The organism is Rhizorhabdus wittichii (assembly GCF_017607425.1).
Classification (GTDB): domain Bacteria; phylum Pseudomonadota; class Alphaproteobacteria; order Sphingomonadales; family Sphingomonadaceae; genus Rhizorhabdus; species Rhizorhabdus wittichii.
Genome location: NZ_CP059319.1, coordinates 261,551 through 278,619, shown reverse-complemented (window position 1 = coordinate 278,619; position 17,069 = coordinate 261,551). Strand labels below are relative to the sequence as shown.

Sequence of the window (17,069 nt, the reverse complement as noted above, 5' to 3'; positions counted from 1 at the left end):
AAGTTCATCCACCCGTCATCGCCGCCACAGCCGCGCCGGCGCAGGATGGTATCGTTCCAGGAGATGTCGATGTCGACCGACCAGCCAGCCGTCCTGCCCCCGATCCGCGGCCGCAAGCGCCACCCGCGCATGATCGCCGAAATCTCGCGCAACTGCCGCGCCGGCCGCCACATCGTCGCGGCCGACGTGCGGACCGACGATCAGGGCGTCGAGCATGGCCGCTGCCGCCATTGCGGCTGCGAGCTGGCGCGCATGCCGGTGCTGCGCCGCTGGTTCCGCACCGGGGAGATGGGCTGAGAGTCTGTTTGGAAATGCGCGGAAGGGCGCATTCCCAACCAGACTCCGAGCGCGAAGCGCGACGGTCAGGCGACCGGATAGGGCGTGGGCGCGCTGCGATTCTCGTCGATCGCCACCGGCCGGCCGATCGGCGGAAAGGCCCGCTGCGGGCAGGACGGCCGCTCGCAGACCTTGCAGCCCGCGCCGATCGGCGTCGCCGCCGCCGGATCGGTCAGGTCCAGGCCGCGCGAATAGACCAGCCGGCCGGCATGGCGGATGTCGCAGCCGAGGCCGACCGCGAAGCTCTTGCCCGGCATGCCGTAGCCGGCGCTCCCCCGGTCCACCGTCCGCGCGATCCACAGATAGCTGCGGCCGTCCGGCATCTGGGCAATCTGGGTCAATAGCCGGCCCGGCTGGGCGAAGGCCTCATAGACGTTCCACAGCGGGCAGCTTCCGCCGACGCGCGAGAAGTGGAAGTCGGTCGCCGACTGGCGCTTCGAGATGTTGCCGGCACGATCGACCCGGACGAAGAAGAAGGGGACGCCCCGCGCCTCGGGGCGTTGCAGGGTCGAGAGGCGGTGGCAGATCGTCTCGAACCCGACGCCGAAGCGTCGGCCGAGCTTCGCGATGTCATAGCCCTCGGCCTCGGCGGCGGCGAGGAAGTCGCCATAGGGCAGGATCAGCGCCCCCGCGAAATAATTGGCGAGCCCGACCCGCGCGAGCCGCCGCGCCTCGTCGCCCGTCAGGATGCTGCTGTCCGACAGCCGCCCGATGACGTCGCCCAGTTCGAGGAAGGCGAGCTGGGTCGCCATCTGGAAGGCCTGCTGCCCCTGCCGCAGGTCGGCCGAGAGATGGAGGATGCGGCGGACCGGGTCATAATGCCGCTGCGCGCCGCCGCCCTCGTCCCAGACGATCTGGACGCCGTGCCGCTCCCGCAGCCAGGCGACCAGCCCCTGGTGCACCGATCGCGGCCCCAGATTGGCCTGCCGGTAGAGCCGCTCCGCCGCCTCGTCCAGCGGCTCGACATGGTTGTGCCGCGCGTAGAAGAAATCGCGCACCTGCTCGAACGGCATCCGCGCCGGACCGCCCGCGATCCAGTCGTCGCCGAGCTGCGCCGCCATCGCCTCGCCGCGCTCGACCGACTCGCGGTAGCGGCGATGGAGCGATACGAGCGTGCGGCCCACCGCGGGCATGTTCATCGCCAGCTCGCGGATCTCGGCGATCGAGACGCTCTCCGATCCTTCCGCCAGCGCGTCGCGCAGCTCGGTGATGAGGCGCGCTTCCTCGTCCTCCGAGAAGAGTTGCACGTCGATGCCGAACGCCGCGTTGATCTTGAGCAGCACCGGCACCGTCAGCGGCCGCTGGTTCTGCTCCAGCTGGTTGAGGTAGCTCGACGAGATGCCGAGCGCATTGGCCAGCTCGACCTGCTTGAGGTTCCGTTCCTCGCGCAGCCGTTTCAGCCGCACGCCCATATAGGCCTTCCGCATCGCCCGATCCGATCTTCGCAAAATTTGCAAATCTGCGGACAACTCTCCGCAAATCTTCGCATATTCCGTTATATTTCAATGTATAACATAATGCGGATATTGCGAAACATGCAAAACAGATCGGGCGCCTTCGCGCTTCAGCCCGCCTGCGGGATCGCTTCCGGCACGATCGTCCTGACGATCGAGGCGTCGAGCGCCTCATAGGCGTGCAGGCCGATCGTCTCGTAGAGCTCGGCGCGGGTCTGCATCTCGTCGACCATGGCGTGGGTGCCGCCGTCACGCCGGATCGCGGCGTAGAGCCTGGCCTGCGCCTTGTTGGCGACGCGCAGCGACGAGACCGGCCAGATCACCATACGATAGCCCATCGCCTCGAACTCGGACGCGGTGAAGAACGGCGTCCGGCCGAACTCGGTCATATTGGCGAGCAGCGGGACGTCGGGCATCGCCCGCGCGAACCTCTCGAACATCTCGCGCGTGTTCAGCGCCTCGGGGAAGATCGCGTCGGCGCCGGCCTCGACATAAAGCCTCGCCCGATCGACCGCTGCATCGAACCCTTCGACTCCGGCCGCATCGGTCCGCGCGACGATCACGATGTCGCGCGCCGCCTTCTTCGCGGCGGCGACCTTCGCCGCCATGTCATGCGCGTCGGCCAGCTTCTTGCCGTTGAGGTGGCCGCATTTCTTGGGGAGGATCTGATCCTCCAGATGGACGGCCCCTGCCCCCGCATCCTCGAAGGCGCGGACCATGTGCATGACGTTGAGCGCCTCGCCATAGCCGGTATCGCCGTCGACCAGCAGCGGCAGACCCGCCGCGCGGACGATCTGGCGAATGAAGAAGGCGACCTCGTCGACGGTGATGATGCCGAGGTCGGGCAGCCCCATCGACGCCGTCATCGCCGCGCCCGACAGATAGAGCCCCTCGAAGCCCGCCGCCTTCGCCTGGAGCGCCGCCTGGCCGTTGTGCGCGCCGGGAAGCTGGAGGATGTTCGGGCGCGCGAGCAGCCGGCGGAAGCGCGCGCCGGCGCTCTCGCGCGGAAGCTCGCCTGCGATCAGATAGGGCAATGCGGTCTCCTCAATTCGCCAGCACGTCGCCGCGCTGGTCGAGCGGCACGAAGGTCAGGTTTTCCGGGCCGGTATAATGGGCGGACGGGCGGATGATCTTGTTGTCCTGGCGCTGCTCGATCACATGCGCCGCCCAGCCGGAGGTGCGCGCGATCACGAACAGCGGCGTGAACATCGCCGTCGGCACGCCCATCAGGTCGTAGGAAACGGCCGAGAACCAGTCGAGGTTCGGGAACATGCGCTTGGCGTCCCACATCACGCTCTCGATCCGTTCGGCGACGGCGAACTGGCGCCGCGCGCCCGCCTCGTCCGCCAGCGCCCTGGCGACGCGCTTGATCACCACGTTGCGCGGATCGGAGACGGTGTAGACCGGGTGGCCGAAACCGATCACCACCTCCTTCGCCGCGACGCGGCAGCGGATGTCGGCCTCGGCCTCGTCGGGGGTGGCGTAACGCTTCTGGATCTCGTGGGCGACCTCGTTGGCGCCGCCATGCTTGGGGCCGCGCAGCGCGCCGATCGCCCCGGCGATCGCCGAATAGATGTCCGATCCGGTGCCGGCGATGACACGCGCGGCGAAGGTCGAGGCGTTGAACTCATGCTCGGCATAGAGGATCAGCGAGCAGTGCATCGCCCGCACCCAGCTTTCGGGGGGTGCGGCGCCATGGAGCAGATGAAGGAAATGGCCGCCGATGCTGTCGTCGTCGGTCTCGACCTCGATCCGCCGGCCGTTGTGCGCGAAATGATACCAGTAGAGCAGGATCGAGCCGAGCGAGGCCATCAGCCGGTCGGCGACGTCGCGGGCGTCGGACGGGTTGTGGTCGTGCGTCTCGGGCAGGACGCAGCCGAGCGCCGAGACGCCCGAGCGCATCACGTCCATCGGATGCGCGGCGGCGGGGATCGCCTCCAGCGCCTCCTTCACCGATCGCGGCAGCCCGCGCAGCTTGCGGAGCTTCGCCTTGTAGGCGGCCAGCCGGGTCGCGGTCGGCAGCTCGCCGTGGACGAGCAGGTGGGCGATCTCCTCGAACGCCGCGGTCTCGGCGAAATCGAGGATGTCGTAGCCCCGATAATGGAGATCGTTGCCGGTGCGGCCCACCGTGCAGAGCGCGGTGTTGCCGGCGGTGACGCCCGAAAGCGCCACCGACTTCTTGGGTTTGAAATCGGCGTTCATGCGCGGAACTTCCTCTCGGATGGGAGGGTGGTGAAGGTGAAGCGGCCGCTGCCCGCCATGCGACGGCCGCCGCCGTGCTGCGGCGCGGTCGCGAAGACCGATACGGTCACGGACTGGCGATCCTCGACGACCGCCCAGCTCTCGACCTCGACGTCGCCCGCCCCGAAGCCCCCGGCGAGCCGGAAGGATTCGCAGGCGGACAGGCGGACCCCGCCGGGCAGCCGCGCCGACGCCCAGGCGGCGGCGGTGTCCGCCATCAGCGCCATCAGATCGAGACCGGATATGGGAGCGTTGGAGAGCATGGGCACCTTATCCGCTCGCGCCTGCGATGCGAGAATGGCTGAAAAGGCGGATATCTGCGGATGCGGCGTTGCGAAGCTGCGAATTCGGCGAAGGCGCGACCCGCCTCAGAAGCTGTCGGCGGGAACCCGCACCCAGCCTTCCATCAGGATGCGGGCGCTGCGGCTCATGATCGCGCGGGCGACGGTCCATCGCCCGTCGACCAGCTTCGCCTCCGCGCCGACGCGCAGGGGTTCCCGACGGGTGGCCAGAACGGACGGCCCGCTCCCCTCCCCGGCCGCCCGATGGACCAGCGTGCCCGGCACCGCCGCCCCGCCGCGATCGCGACCGACGCCGTGCCCATCATCGCGTGGTGGAGCCGGCCCATCGACAGCGCGCGCACCAGCAGGTCGATCTCCCCGGCGCGCACGATCCGGCCGTTCGAAGCGACATAGTCGCTCGGCGGCGCGACGAAGGCGATCTTCGGCGTGTGCTGGCGTCGCGCGGCCTCGTCGATCGAACCGATCAGGCCCATCCGCACCGCCCCGATCGCGCGCAGCGTTTCGAAGCGGGCGAGCGCCTCGACATCGCCGTTGATCGCATCGCGCAATTCGGTCCCCGCATAGCCGATATCGGCCGCGTCGACGAAGATGGTGGGGATGCCGGCGTCGATCAGCGTCGCCCGGAGCTTGCCGCCTGGAACGATCGCCTCGGGCACGTCGAGTTCGTCGACCATGTTGCCGGTCGGGAACATTGCGCCATCGTCCTCCGCCGGATCGAGGAATTCGAGGACGATCTCGGCGGCCGGGAAGGTCACGCCGTCCAACTCGAAATCCCCGGTTTCCCGCACCCGGCCGTCGGCGACGGGGACATGGGCGATGATCGTCCTGCCGATATTGGCCTGCCAGATGCGCACCGTGCAGACGCCGTCCAAGGCCCTTGCCGGATCGACATGGCCGGCGTGGATCGCGAAGGCGCCCGCCGCCGTGGAGAGATTGCCGCAATTGCCGGACCAGTCGACGAAATCGGTGTCGATCGCGACCTGTCCATAGAGATAGTCGACGTCATGGCCGGGCCGCGTGCTCGGCGAGACGATGACGCATTTGCTGGTGCTGGAGGTGGCGCCGCCCATGCCGTCGATATGACCAGCATAGGGATCGGGGCTGCCGATCACGCGCTGGAACAGCCGGTCGCGCGCCGGGCCCGGCACGCGGCAGGATTCGGGCAGGTCCTCCAGCCGGAAGAACACGCCCTTGCTGGTGCCGCCGCGCATATAGGTGGCGGGAATGCGGAGCTGGGGAAGGCCGGACATCAGGCGGCCTCCACCCCGGCGGCGAGGAAATCCTGGGCGAAGCGCTGGAGCACGCCGCCGGCTTCGTAGATCGACGCCTCCTCGGCGGTGTCGAGGCGACAGACGACCGGCACCTCGATCGCCTCGCCGCCGCTGCGACGGACCAGCAGAGTCAGCCCGGCGCCGGGTATGCGCCGGCCGATCACGTCATAGGTCTCGGTGCCGTCGAGCCCCAGTGTCAGCCGCGTCGTGCCCGGCCGGAATTCGAGCGGCAGCACCCCCATGCCGATCAGGTTGGTGCGATGGATGCGCTCGAACCCTTCGGCGACGATCGCCTCGACGCCCGCCAGCCGGACACCCTTGGCCGCCCAGTCGCGCGAGGAGCCCTGGCCATAGTCGGCGCCGGCAATGATGATCAACGGCTGCCGGCGCCCGATATAGGTCTCGATCGCCTCCCACATGCGCATCACCGTGCCGTCGGGTTCGACGCGGGCCAGCGATCCCTTCCGCACCTCGCCGTCGACGACCGCCATCTCGTTGACGAGTTGCGGATTGGCGAAGGTCGCGCGCATCGCGGTGAGATGGTCGCCGCGATGGGTGGCGTAGCTGTTGAAGTCCTCTTCCGGCAAACCCATCCTCGCCAGATATTCGCCGGCGGCCGAGTTGGCGAGGATGGCGTTCGACGGCGACAGATGATCGGTGGTGACATTGTCCGGCAGGATCGCCAGCGGCCGCATCCCCGTCAGGCTGCGCGGGCTGGCCGCCAGCGCGCCGATGCCCTCGGTGTCCCAATAGGGCGGACGGCGGATATAGGTCGACCGGGGGCGCCAGTCGTAGAGCGGAGGGGTCGCTTCCGCCGCATCGCTGCGCGTCGCGAACATCGGTTCATAGACCCGGCGGAACTGCTCGGGCCTCACGCTGGCGGCGACGATCGCGTCGATCTCCTCGTCGGACGGCCACAGGTCCTTGAGCCGGATGTCCCGGCCGTCGACGACGCCGAGCACGTCCTGCTCGATGTCGAAGCGGATCGTGCCGGCGATCGCATAGGCGACGACCAGCGGCGGCGAGGCGAGGAAGGCCTGCCGGGCATGGGGATGGATGCGCCCGTCGAAATTGCGGTTCCCCGAGAGCACGGCGACGGCATGGAGGTCGCGAGCGACGATCTCCTGCCGGATCGCCGGATCGAGCGCGCCGGACATGCCGTTGCAGGTGGTGCAGGCATAGCCGACGATGCCGAAGCCGAGCGCCTCCAGCTCGGGCAGCAGCCCGGCCTCCTCCAGATAGAGCCGCGCGACGCGCGAGCCCGGCGCGAACGATGTCTTGACCCACGGCTTGCGCGCCAGGCCGAGCGCATTGGCCTTCTTCGCCAGCAGCCCGGCCGCGACCACGTTGCGCGGGTTCGACGTGTTGGTGCAGCTCGTGATCGCGGCGATGATCACCGCGCCGTCGGGGAGCAGGCCGGCGCGTTCCTCGGCCTGCGCCTCGGCCAGGCCGGTCGCGATGCCGCGCTCCTTCAGGGCGCTGGTCGGCAGGCGCCGGTGCGGGTTGGACGGGCCGGCCATGGTGCGGCCGACACTCGACAGGTCGAACGCCAGCTCGCGCTCATATTCGGCGGTCTCCAGCGCGTCGGCCCAGAGGCCCGCGGCTTTCGCATAGGTCTCGACCAGCGCGACCTGCTCGGGCGCGCGGCCGGTGAGCCGGAGATAGTCGATCGTCTGCCCGTCGATATGGAACATCGCGGCGGTCGCGCCATATTCGGGGCACATGTTGGAGATGGTCGCGCGGTCGCCGATCGACAGGGCGGCGGCCCCTTCCCCGAAGAACTCGACCCAGGCGCCGACCACGCGCGCCTCGCGGAGGAAGGCGGTGAGCGCGAGGACGATGTCGGTGGCGGTGATGCCCGGCGCGCGCCGACCGGTCAGCCGGACGCCGACGATGTCGGGCAGGCGCATCATCGAGGCGCGGCCGAGCATCACCGTCTCCGCCTCCAGCCCGCCGGCGCCGATCGCGATGACGCCCAGCGCGTCGACATGCGGCGTATGGCTGTCGGTGCCGACGCAGGTATCGGGAAAGGCGACGCCGTCGCGGAGCTGGATCACCGGCGACATCTTCTCCAGGTTGATCTGGTGCATGATGCCGTTGCCAGCCGGGATCACGTCGACATTCTCGAACGCGCGCCGGGTCCATTCGATGAAGTGGAAGCGGTCCTCGTTGCGGCGATCCTCGATCGCGCGGTTCTTGGCGAAGGCTTGCGGGTCGAACCCGCCATGCTCGACCGCGAGGCTGTGGTCGACGATGAGCTGGGTCGGCACCACCGGATTGACCCTGGCCGGGTCCCCGCCCGCCTCGGCGATCGCGTCGCGCAGACCAGCCAGGTCGACCAGCGCCGTCTGGCCGAGGATGTCGTGGCAGACGACCCGCGCCGGATACCAGGGGAAGTCGAGATCGCGCCGCCGCTCGACGATCTGCCGCAGCGCGTCTTCGAGCAGCGCCGGATCGCAGCGGCGGACGAGCTGCTCGGCCAGCACGCGGGAGACATAGGGTAGCCCGTCATAGGCGCCCGGCCGGATGGCGTCGATCGCCGCGCGCGCGTCATGATAGTCGACGGCCGTGCCCGGCAGCTTCTTGCGGAAGGTCTGGGAAAACATGGCCGTCCTATCGGCCTGCGCCTTCGGCGCGAACATGGCTGAAAGCGCGAAGATTTGCGGATGCCGGCTTGCAAATCGGCGAAGCTTGCGAAGGCGGGAACAACATATAAAGTTTTCTTTATATCTGCCTTGACAGCCACGCCGCGATGCGGTCCAATGGATGCTGTCGAGGTTCCCTGCTCGCGATCCGGCAACGGGTTTGCGCGGCAGGGCTAAGACGGGAAGCCGGTGGCGTCCGCGAGGACGGAGTCCGGCGCTGCCCCCGCAACTGTAAGCGGCGAGCGGCGGTTTCAACCATGCCACTGGCGCCCCGCGAGGAGCGCCGGGAAGGCCGGAACCGCCGTGACGACCCGTGAGCCAGGAGACCTGCCTCCGACGCGATAACGTTCCTCGGACGGGGGTTCCTCCGGTGGATCGCGCGACGAAAGCCCCGCGGCCATCGATGCGCCGGGGCCGTTCGTTCGCGCGCTCTTCCGTCGACCTCCGCCCGGCAAAGCAGGTGTCGAGTCGATGTCCAGACCCCAGCCCTACGCCATCGGGCCGCCCGGCCGAATGCGATAGCGCGCCGCGCCGGCCTCCGAGGCCCGACGCGGCGCGCTGACCTCTTTCCATTCCCCACCACCATGACGGCCGGCGACAGCGCCCGGCCGAAGGAGATGACTCATGTCCGTCACTGCCGCCAATCTCGGCTTTCCCCGCATCGGCCCGCGCCGCGAACTGAAGACCGCCGTCGAGGCCTATTGGGCCGGCAAGACCGACGAGGCCCAGCTCTTCGACACCGCCCGCCGCCTGCGCGCCGCGACCTGGGACCGCCAGAAGGCGGCCGGCATCGCGGTGATCCCGAGCAACGACTTCTCGCTCTACGACCAGGTGCTCGACACCAGCGTCATGGTCGGCGCGATCCCCGAAATCTACCGCGGCCTCGGCGCGCCGGACTCGCTCGCCGTCTATTTCGCGATGGCGCGCGGCACCCGCACCGACGCCGACAACGCGGGCTGCGCCCACGGCCATGGCAAGGGCGGCGACGTGCCCGCCCAGGAAATGACCAAATGGTTCGACACCAACTATCATTACATGGTGCCCGAGGTGTCGCCGAACCAGGACTTCGCGCTCGCCACCGCCAAGCCGGTCGATCATTTCAGGGAAGCGAGGGCGCTCGGCCATCACACCCGGCCGGTGATCCTCGGCCCGGTCACCTGGCTGCTGCTGGCCAAGTCGAAGGCCGAGGGCTTCGATCCGCTGTCGCTGCTGCCCCGGCTGCTGCCGGTCTATGCCGATCTGCTCGGCCGGCTGCGCGACGCCGGCGCGGACTGGGTGCAGATCGACGAGCCGGCGCTGGTGCTCGACCTGAGCGACGCGGCCCGCGCCGCCTATGTCTCGGCCTATGGCGAGCTGGCGAAGGTCGACGGCATCAAGCTGATGCTCGCCACCTATTTCGGCGCGCTGGGCGACAATCTGAAGACCGCCCTGTCGCTCCCCGTCGCCGGCCTGCACGTCGATCTCGTCCGCGCGCCCGAGCAGCTCGACGCCGTGCTGGCCGGGGCCCGCAAGGACCTACTGCTCTCGCTCGGCCTGATCGACGGCCGCAACATCTGGAAGGCCGACCTCACCGCCCTGCTCGATCGCTACGAGCCGATCATGAAGTCGCGGTCGGCGTTCCAGATCGCCCCGTCCTGCTCGCTGCTGCACACGCCGATCGACCTGGCGCTGGAGACGAAGCTCGATCCGCAGGTGAAGGACTGGCTCGCCTTCGCCGCGCAGAAGCTCGAGGAGCTTTCGCTACTGGGCCTCGGCCTGTCGAACGGCCGCTACGTGATCTCGGACGAGCTGCTCGCCAATGCGGACTCGATCCAGGGCCGCCGCAATTCGCCGCTGACCAACGATCGCAAGGTCCGTGACCGAGCGGCGCGGATCACCGGCGACTGGGCCCGGCGCAAGGCCCCCTTCGCCGATCGGATCAAGGCGCAGCAGGCGCGGCTGAACCTGCCGATGCTCCCCACCACCACGATCGGCTCCTTCCCGCAGACCGCCGAGGTCCGCAAGGCGCGCTCGGCGCACGACAAGGGCGAGCTCGACACCGCCGGCTATGAACGCTTCCTGCGCGAGGAGACGGCGCGCGCGATCGCCTGGCAGGAGGAGATCGGCATCGACGTGCTCGTCCATGGCGAGTTCGAGCGCAACGACATGGTGCAATATTTCGGCGAGCAGCTCGCCGGCTTCGCGTTCAGCCGCGCCGGCTGGGTGCAGAGCTACGGCTCGCGCTGCGTCCGCCCGCCGATCATCTACGGCGACGTGTCGCGCCCGAAGCCGATGACGGTCGCCTGGTGGCACTATGCCCAGTCGGTGACGGTCAGGCCGATGAAGGGGATGCTGACCGGCCCGGTGACGATCCTCAACTGGTCGTTCGTCCGCGACGACCAGCCCCGCGAGGAGACCTGCCGCCAGATCGCGCTGGCGATCCGCGACGAGGTGCTCGACCTCGAAGCCGCCGGCGCCCGGATCATCCAGATCGACGAGGCCGCGCTGCGCGAGGGGCTGCCGCTGCGCCGCGCCGACTGGCAACATTATCTGGACTGGGCGGTCGAAAGCTTCCGCATCTCCGCCGCGGGCGTCGCCGACGAGACCCAGATCCATACCCATATGTGCTATTCGGAGTTCAACGAGATCATCGAGTCGATCGGCGCGATGGACGCCGACGTGATCTCGATCGAGACGTCGCGGTCGAAGATGGAGCTGCTCGACGCATTCGTCGACTATGCCTATCCGAACGAGATCGGGCCGGGCGTCTACGACATCCACAGCCCGCGCATCCCGACCACGCGGGAGATGGAAGCCCTGCTGATCAAGGCCGGCGAGCGGCTGTCGGCGCGGCAGCTCTGGGTCAATCCCGATTGCGGCCTCAAGACCCGCAAATGGGAGGACGTGAAGCCCGCGCTGGTCGCGATGGTCGACGCGGCGAAGGCGGCCCGTGCGGCTCTCGCCTGACCGGCCGCGCCTCCCCTCCTCCGACGACGAGGGCCTCGACCGCATGTTCCTGCATGGGATCGAGGTCCATGGCCGGCACGGCGTGTTCGATTTCGAGCGCCGCGCCGGCCAGCGCTTCGTCGTCGACGTCGACTGGTGGCTCGCGACCGGCGCGGCGGTGGCGAGCGACCGGCTCGATGCGACGCTCTGCTACAAGCGCCTCCACGATCGCGTGGTCGCGATCATCGCCGGGGAGCCCTGGTCGCTGATCGAGACGCTCGCCGACGCCCTCGTCCGGACGCTGCTGGCGGAATTCGCCGCGATCGAGATCGTCCGGGTCACCGTCCACAAGCCCGACGCCCCGATCGGCGGCACCTTCGCCGACGTCGGCATCACCATGACCCGCCGCCGCCCGATCGACCGCGACGGCGCAGGCTGATCGATCGGCATGTCGCCAACGCTGGATGGAATGGCCGTTACCGGGCTATGCCGGTGGCCATCCCCCTGCCGGCAAGGAGAGGCCTGCGTGATTTTCACCCGGTTCACAGCGTTCGCGCTCTGCCTGATCACCGCACTCGTGTCGGGCTATTACCTGCCCGCGGTGTGGGCGATGCCGCTGTTCGCGGCGAGCGCCCTGCTCTCCCTGCTCGGCATCTACGACCTCGCCCAGCCGCTGCATTCGGTACGCCGCAACTATCCGGTCGTCGGCCGCCTGCGCTGGCTGTTCGAGGATATCCGGCCCGAGATCCGGCAATATCTGATCGAGGGCGACGACGAGCAGACGCCCTTTTCCCGCAGCCAGCGGGCGCTCGTCTATGCGCGGGCGAAGAACGAGAGCAGCGAGCGGGCGTTCGGCACGCTCCAGAACGTCTACGCGGCCGGATACGAGTTCATCGCCCATTCGGTGCGCCCCGCCCCGGTCGCCGATCCCGCGACCTTCCGGGTGGCGATCGGCGGCGACCAGTGCGCGCAGCGCTACAGCGCGTCGATCTTCAACATCTCGGCGATGAGCTTCGGCTCGCTCAGCGCCAATGCGATCAGGGCGCTGAACAAGGGCGCGAAGATGGGCGGCTTCGCGCATGATACCGGCGAAGGCAGCATCAGCCCCTATCACCGCGAAGCCGGCGGCGACCTGATCTGGGAGATCGGCTCGGGCTATTTCGGATGCCGCACCGCCGACGGCAATTTCGACGCGGCCCGGTTCGCGGAGCAGGCGGCCGATCCCCAGGTGAAGATGATCGAGATCAAGATGAGCCAGGGCGCCAAGCCTGGGCATGGCGGCATCCTGCCCGCCGCCAAGGTCACCGCCGAGATCTCGGTGACGCGCGGCGTTCCGATGGGCGAGGACTGCATATCGCCGTCCCGCCATCGCGCCTTCTCGACCCCGGTGGAGATGATGGAGTTCATCGGCAGGCTTCGCGAGCTGTCCAAGGGCAAGCCCGTGGGATTCAAGCTCTGCATCGGCCACCCGTGGGAGTTCATGGGGATGGTCAAGGCGATGCGCCAAACCGGGATATTGCCCGACTTCATCGTCGTCGACGGGGGCGAAGGCGGCACCGGCGCCGCGCCGCTGGAGTTCACCGACCATCTCGGCCTGCCGATGCGGGAGGGGCTGCTGTTCGTCCACAACACGCTGGTCGGCGCCGGCCTGCGCGGGCGGATCAGGGTCGGCGCGGCGGGCAAGATCGTCAGCGCCTTCGACATCGCGGCGGTGCTCGCGCTCGGCGCCGACTGGACCAATGCCGGACGCGGCTTCATGTTCGCGCTCGGCTGCATCCAGTCGCTCTCCTGCCACACCAACCGCTGCCCGGTCGGCGTCGCCACGCAGGACCCGGCCCGGCAGCGCGCGCTGGTGGTGTCCGACAAGGCCGAGCGCGTCGACAATTTCCATCGCAACACGCTGGCCGGGCTCGCCGAGATGATCGCCGCTGCCGGGCTCGAGCATCCGAGCCAGATCAGCCCGCACCACCTCGTCCGCCGGGTGAGCCTGACCGAGGTCCGGCTGTTTTCGCAGCTCCACGTCTATCTCGAACCGGGCGAGCTCCTGAACGACCGGTGCGACCATGATTTCTACGATCGCATCTGGCGCCTCGCGCGCGCCGACAGCTTCGATCTCGCGCAGTGAGGCCGCCTCATCGCAGGAGCGAGCGCGGCGTCGGCGCGAGGTCGCCAAGGTGGAGCAGAATGGCCGGGCGCTGCGTTCCTGTTCGGCACAGCTTCGGGCTTTCCAGTGAAAGGCAGAGCGAGCCATGGCCATGAAACTGCCTGAAATCCTGATCGCGATCGTCGCGGGCCTGACGGCCACGCCGCTGCTCGCCGCGCAGGAGAGCGCCCCCGCCTGCCATGTCGGCGCCTATGCGCTGGCCGACGGATCGATCCTCGACATCGGCAACGCCCCGGACGGGAAGCTGCGGTGGCGGAGGACGGATGGCCGCACCGGCCTGCTCACGCCCGGTGAAGGCGGCGATTGGCGCAGCACGCTCGGCTGGACGGACCGGCCGGACGGGAACGACGTCAGCTTCGGCGCCTGCGGCGACGCGGCGATCGACCTGCACGGCGTCACCGGCCGCCGCATCGATTTCGACGTGCGCGAGACGCGCTTCGCCAGCGGCGACGCGACGCTCGGCGGACGGCTGGTGCTGCCCAGGGGCGGCGGCAAGGTGCCGATCATCATACTGGTCCATGGGTCGGAGCATGATTCGGCGCGCGATTTCTACGCGCTCCAGCGCCTGTTCCCCGCCGTCGGCATCGGCGCGTTCGTCTATGACAAACGCGGCACCGGCGCCTCGGGCGGACGCTATACCCAGGACTATCTCGTCCTTGCCGAGGATGCGATCGCCGCGGCGCGCGCGGCGCGGCGGCTCGCCGGCGACCGCGCGGGACGGATCGGCTATCAGGCCGGAAGCCAGGGCGGCTGGGTCGCGCCGCTCGCGGCGAAGATCGAGCCCGTCGACTTCGTCATCGTCGGCTTCGGACTGGCGGTATCGCCACTCGACGAGGAGCGCGAGGCGATCGCCGAAGGCATCAGGCTCGGCGGCTACGGGCCCGATGTCGTCGCCAAGGCGCTCGACTTCGCCGAGGCCAGCATCGCGATCCTGAGCAGCAACTTCACCGCCGGCTTCGACCGGCTCGAAGCCGCGCGCGCCCGGTACAAGGACGAACCCTGGTTCCGCTTCGTCCGCGGCGACGTGACGCACGTCTTCCTTCAAACGCCCGAAGCGGAGCTGCGCGCGCGCGGGCCGGCGCTGTTCGCCGGCATCCCCCTCCACCATGATCCGATGCCGATCCTGCGCAACCTCGCCGTCCCGCAGCTCTGGGCGCTCGCCGCCGACGACCTCGACGCGCCGAGCGGGGAGACCTCGCGACGCCTCAGGCAGTTGATCGCGGACGGCCGCCCGATCTCGCTCGCCGTCTTCCCCCGCACCGAGCACGGCATATTCGAATATGAGCCGGGCCCGGACGGCGAACGCCTCTCCACCCGCCAGCCCGAGACCTATTTCCGGATGATGGCCGATTTCGTCCGGCAGGGCCGGATCGCGGACGACTATCCTCAGGTCGACATCGCCCGGCCCCGCGGCGACGGGTCGCAGCGGAAATAGAGTCTGCCGATCTCTCCTGTTCTCCGTCATTCCCACGAAAGCGCGAATCCACGGTCACGGAACATTCCGTCTCTTGCGGCCCGCTGTCCATGGATTCCCGCTTTCGCGGGAATGACGATTGGGGCGGACATGCCCCCTATCGGCAGGTCGGCTTGATAAATATACAAAATCATATGATATAAAATTAATGATCGCCGGAGTCGCCCGGCGTCGACGGGGAGGACTATCGATGATCGGCAAGGTTGCGGCGGCGTGTGCCGCGCTTCTCGTTCTGGCGCCGCATGCGGCGCAGGCGCAGGGCATGGGATCGCCACAGGCCGGCGCGGCATTGCGCGATGCCGACTATCCGGGCGTCATCCGGCTGACGATCGACGCGCGCGACGTCTCGCGCGCGATCCTGCGCGGGACGATGGTCCTGCCCGTCGCCGGGCCGGGGCCGATGACGATCTATTTCCCGCGCTGGGTGCCGGGCCATCACGCCCCGTCGGGGCCGATCGCGCGGATCGCCGGGCTGACGCTGCGCGCCGGGGGAGCCGAGATCGGCTGGAAGCGCGATCCGGTGATGATGCACGCGATCCATGTCGACGTGCCGGAAGGCGCGGATACGATCGAACTCGGCTTCCAATATCTCTCCCCCACCGATCCGAAGATGGGCCGGATCGAGGTGAGCCCGGAGATGATCGACCTGCAATGGACGTCGCTGGCGCCCTATCCGGCGGGCTATCCCTCGCGGCGGATGACGGTGCAGGCATCGGTGCGCCTGCCCGACGGCTGGCAGTTCGCCACCGCGCTCACGACCGACGGCGTCGCCGACGGCGTGATCCGCTTCAAGCCGGTCGACTATGAGACGCTGGTCGACTCCCCGATCCTCGCCGGCCGCTATGCGGCGCGCTACAAGCTCGACGAATCGAACGCGCCGGTCGGGCTGGCGGTCTTCGCCGATCGGCCCGAGCTGCTCGCCGCTGCCCCCGCGCAGATCGAGGCGCATCGCCGGCTGGTCGACCAGAGCCTCAAGCTGTTCGGATCGCGCCATTACGACCATTATGATTTCCTGCTCGGCCTGACCGGGAGGATCGGCAGCCTCGGCGCCGAGCACAGCCGGTCGAGCGAGAATTTCACGGTGCCCGACTATTTCACCGACTGGGCCGGCACCGCGCCGAGCCGGGAGCTGCTGCCGCACGAATTCGTCCACAGCTGGAACGGCAAGTTCCGCCGCGGCGCGGACCTGCTGACGCCCACGCTCGACACGCCGATGCAGAACAGCCTGCTGTGGGTCTATGAAGGACTGACGCGCTATCTCGGCGCGGTGCTGTCGGTCCGCTCGGGGCTGCACAGCGTGCAGGAAGGGCTCGACAATGTCGCATTGAGCGCCGCGACGATGCAGAATCGGACCGGCCGGCAATGGCGTCCGCTGATCGACACCACCAATCATTCGATCTACGCCGAAGGCGCGCAGCCCTGGCCCAACTGGCAGCGCGGGTCCGACTATTATCTGGAGGGGCAGCTGATCTGGCTCGACGTCGACACGCGCATCCGCGCGCTGTCGGGCGGCAAGCGCAGCCTCGACGATTTCGTGCGCGCCTTCTTCTCGATCGACGACGGCTCCTATCGGCCGGTCCCCTATGTGTTCGACGACGTCGTCGCCGGATTGAACGCGGTCGCCCCGTGGGACTGGGCCCGCTATTTCCACGACCGCGTCGACAAGGTCGCGCCGGACGCGCCGCTCGACGGGCTGGCGCGCGGCGGCTACCGCCTGGTCTATGGCGACACGCCGACCGCCTTCTTCCGCAGCGGAGAGGCGCAGCGCGGCGTCACCGACCTGAGCTGGTCGATCGGGCTGACAGCGGACAAGGGCGGCACGATCACCGACGTGGTGTGGGACGGCCCCGCCTTCGCCGCCGAACTGACGATCGGCACCCAGATCCTCGCGGTCGACGGCCGGAGCTATGACCCCGGCCGCCTCGTCCAGGCCGTCGCAGCCTGCAAGGGACGCGCCGACCCGCTGACGCTGACGGTCAGGCGCGCCGACGCGGTGCGCGACGTCAGGGTCGCCTGCGCCATGGGGCTGCGCTATCCGCGGCTGGAACGCGATTCGTCGGCGCCCGCGCGGCTCGACGCCATCTTCGCCCCGCGATGAGGGTCGGTTTGGAAATGCGGTGAAACCGCATTTCCAAACGGCCTATCAGGCCATTTTCATATCTGCAAAAATCTATTCATTTTCATATACACTTTTAGGCATAAACTAATTATACCGGTGTCGAGGGGCGGCAGAAGCTCGACCCATGGACGCCGGAAC

At 68.7% G+C, this 17,069-nt stretch carries 12 protein-coding genes, 1 pseudogene and 1 riboswitch; of the genes and pseudogenes, 6 read left to right on the top strand and 7 right to left on the bottom strand.

Annotated elements, in window-relative coordinates:
• Positions 1–69: 69 nt before the first annotated feature.
• The gene (locus HRJ34_RS01330) at positions 70–297 is read left to right on the top strand and encodes a hypothetical protein (RefSeq protein ID WP_148218846.1); all 228 of its coding nucleotides are present in this window, start codon (positions 70–72) and stop codon (positions 295–297) included.
• Positions 298–362: 65 nt separating this feature from the next.
• Here HRJ34_RS01330 and HRJ34_RS01325 read toward each other — a convergent pair whose 3' ends face one another.
• The 7 genes and pseudogenes from HRJ34_RS01325 to acnD form a co-directional block, all read right to left on the bottom strand.
• Positions 363–1,763, bottom strand: a complete 1,401-nt coding sequence (locus HRJ34_RS01325; protein WP_208633139.1) for a short-chain fatty acyl-CoA regulator family protein — start codon at positions 1,761–1,763, stop codon at positions 363–365.
• 137 nt (positions 1,764–1,900) lie between these two features.
• Positions 1,901–2,824 carry a methylisocitrate lyase gene (gene prpB / locus HRJ34_RS01320; protein ID WP_208633138.1) on the bottom strand — a complete coding sequence of 308 codons (924 nt, stop codon included), beginning with the start codon at positions 2,822–2,824 and terminating at the stop codon, positions 1,901–1,903.
• Positions 2,825–2,834: 10 nt separating this feature from the next.
• Positions 2,835–3,992, bottom strand: coding sequence for a bifunctional 2-methylcitrate synthase/citrate synthase (gene prpC / locus HRJ34_RS01315; RefSeq protein WP_208633137.1), 1,158 nt, complete (start codon positions 3,990–3,992; stop codon positions 2,835–2,837).
• Positions 3,989–4,258 carry a hypothetical protein gene (locus tag HRJ34_RS01310; RefSeq protein ID WP_226948998.1) on the bottom strand — a complete coding sequence of 90 codons (270 nt, stop codon included), beginning with the start codon at positions 4,256–4,258 and terminating at the stop codon, positions 3,989–3,991. The genes prpC and HRJ34_RS01310 overlap by 4 nt, the downstream gene beginning before the upstream one ends.
• 141 nt (positions 4,259–4,399) lie before the next feature.
• Positions 4,400–4,597 (bottom strand): 2-methylaconitate cis-trans isomerase PrpF family protein, encoded by a 198-nt coding sequence (locus tag HRJ34_RS29405; protein ID WP_264319416.1) that lies wholly within the window; start codon positions 4,595–4,597, stop codon positions 4,400–4,402.
• A 68-nt stretch (positions 4,598–4,665) separates the two neighbouring features.
• Positions 4,666–5,544 (bottom strand): annotated as a pseudogene (gene prpF / locus HRJ34_RS01305) (2-methylaconitate cis-trans isomerase PrpF); the annotation flags it as partial.
• Positions 5,545–5,582: 38 nt separating this feature from the next.
• Positions 5,583–8,210, bottom strand: coding sequence for a Fe/S-dependent 2-methylisocitrate dehydratase AcnD (gene acnD, locus HRJ34_RS01300; RefSeq protein ID WP_208633135.1), 2,628 nt, complete (start codon positions 8,208–8,210; stop codon positions 5,583–5,585).
• A gap of 152 nt (positions 8,211–8,362) precedes the next feature.
• A riboswitch (cobalamin riboswitch) is annotated at positions 8,363–8,598 on the top strand.
• A 275-nt stretch (positions 8,599–8,873) separates the two neighbouring features.
• On the opposite strand from acnD, the gene metE reads away from it, so the two are divergent.
• From metE to HRJ34_RS01275, 5 genes are all read left to right on the top strand, one after another.
• On the top strand, positions 8,874–11,195 hold the full coding sequence (gene metE, locus HRJ34_RS01295) for a 5-methyltetrahydropteroyltriglutamate--homocysteine S-methyltransferase (RefSeq protein ID WP_208633134.1): 2,322 nt from the start codon (positions 8,874–8,876) through the stop codon (positions 11,193–11,195).
• Positions 11,179–11,613, top strand: a complete 435-nt coding sequence (folB, locus tag HRJ34_RS01290) for a dihydroneopterin aldolase (RefSeq protein WP_208633133.1) — start codon at positions 11,179–11,181, stop codon at positions 11,611–11,613. The genes metE and folB overlap by 17 nt, the downstream gene beginning before the upstream one ends.
• 87 nt (positions 11,614–11,700) lie before the next feature.
• On the top strand, positions 11,701–13,299 hold the full coding sequence (locus tag HRJ34_RS01285; protein ID WP_016747824.1) for an FMN-binding glutamate synthase family protein: 1,599 nt from the start codon (positions 11,701–11,703) through the stop codon (positions 13,297–13,299).
• A 130-nt stretch (positions 13,300–13,429) separates the two neighbouring features.
• Complete coding sequence (locus HRJ34_RS01280; RefSeq protein WP_226948997.1) at positions 13,430–14,773, top strand: alpha/beta hydrolase family protein; 1,344 nt, start codon at positions 13,430–13,432, stop codon at positions 14,771–14,773.
• A 229-nt stretch (positions 14,774–15,002) separates the two neighbouring features.
• Positions 15,003–16,910 carry a M61 family metallopeptidase gene (locus tag HRJ34_RS01275; protein WP_208633131.1) on the top strand — a complete coding sequence of 636 codons (1,908 nt, stop codon included), beginning with the start codon at positions 15,003–15,005 and terminating at the stop codon, positions 16,908–16,910.
• Positions 16,911–17,069 lie beyond the last annotated feature (159 nt).

Excerpts from the sequence above, each read along its gene's own strand:
- acnD (WP_208633135.1), bottom strand. The coding sequence starts at position 8,210 with ATGTTTTCCCAGACCTTCCGCAAGAAGCTGCCGGGCACGGCCGTCGAC.
- HRJ34_RS01325 (WP_208633139.1), bottom strand. The coding sequence starts at position 1,763 with ATGCGGAAGGCCTATATGGGCGTGCGGCTGAAACGGCTGCGCGAGGAA.
- HRJ34_RS01310 (WP_226948998.1), bottom strand. The coding sequence starts at position 4,258 with ATGGCGCTGATGGCGGACACCGCCGCCGCCTGGGCGTCGGCGCGGCTG.
- prpC (WP_208633137.1), bottom strand. The coding sequence starts at position 3,992 with ATGAACGCCGATTTCAAACCCAAGAAGTCGGTGGCGCTTTCGGGCGTC.
- HRJ34_RS01330 (WP_148218846.1), top strand. The coding sequence starts at position 70 with ATGTCGACCGACCAGCCAGCCGTCCTGCCCCCGATCCGCGGCCGCAAG.
- HRJ34_RS01275 (WP_208633131.1), top strand. The coding sequence starts at position 15,003 with ATGATCGGCAAGGTTGCGGCGGCGTGTGCCGCGCTTCTCGTTCTGGCG.
- HRJ34_RS01280 (WP_226948997.1), top strand. The coding sequence starts at position 13,430 with ATGAAACTGCCTGAAATCCTGATCGCGATCGTCGCGGGCCTGACGGCC.
- metE (WP_208633134.1), top strand. The coding sequence starts at position 8,874 with ATGTCCGTCACTGCCGCCAATCTCGGCTTTCCCCGCATCGGCCCGCGC.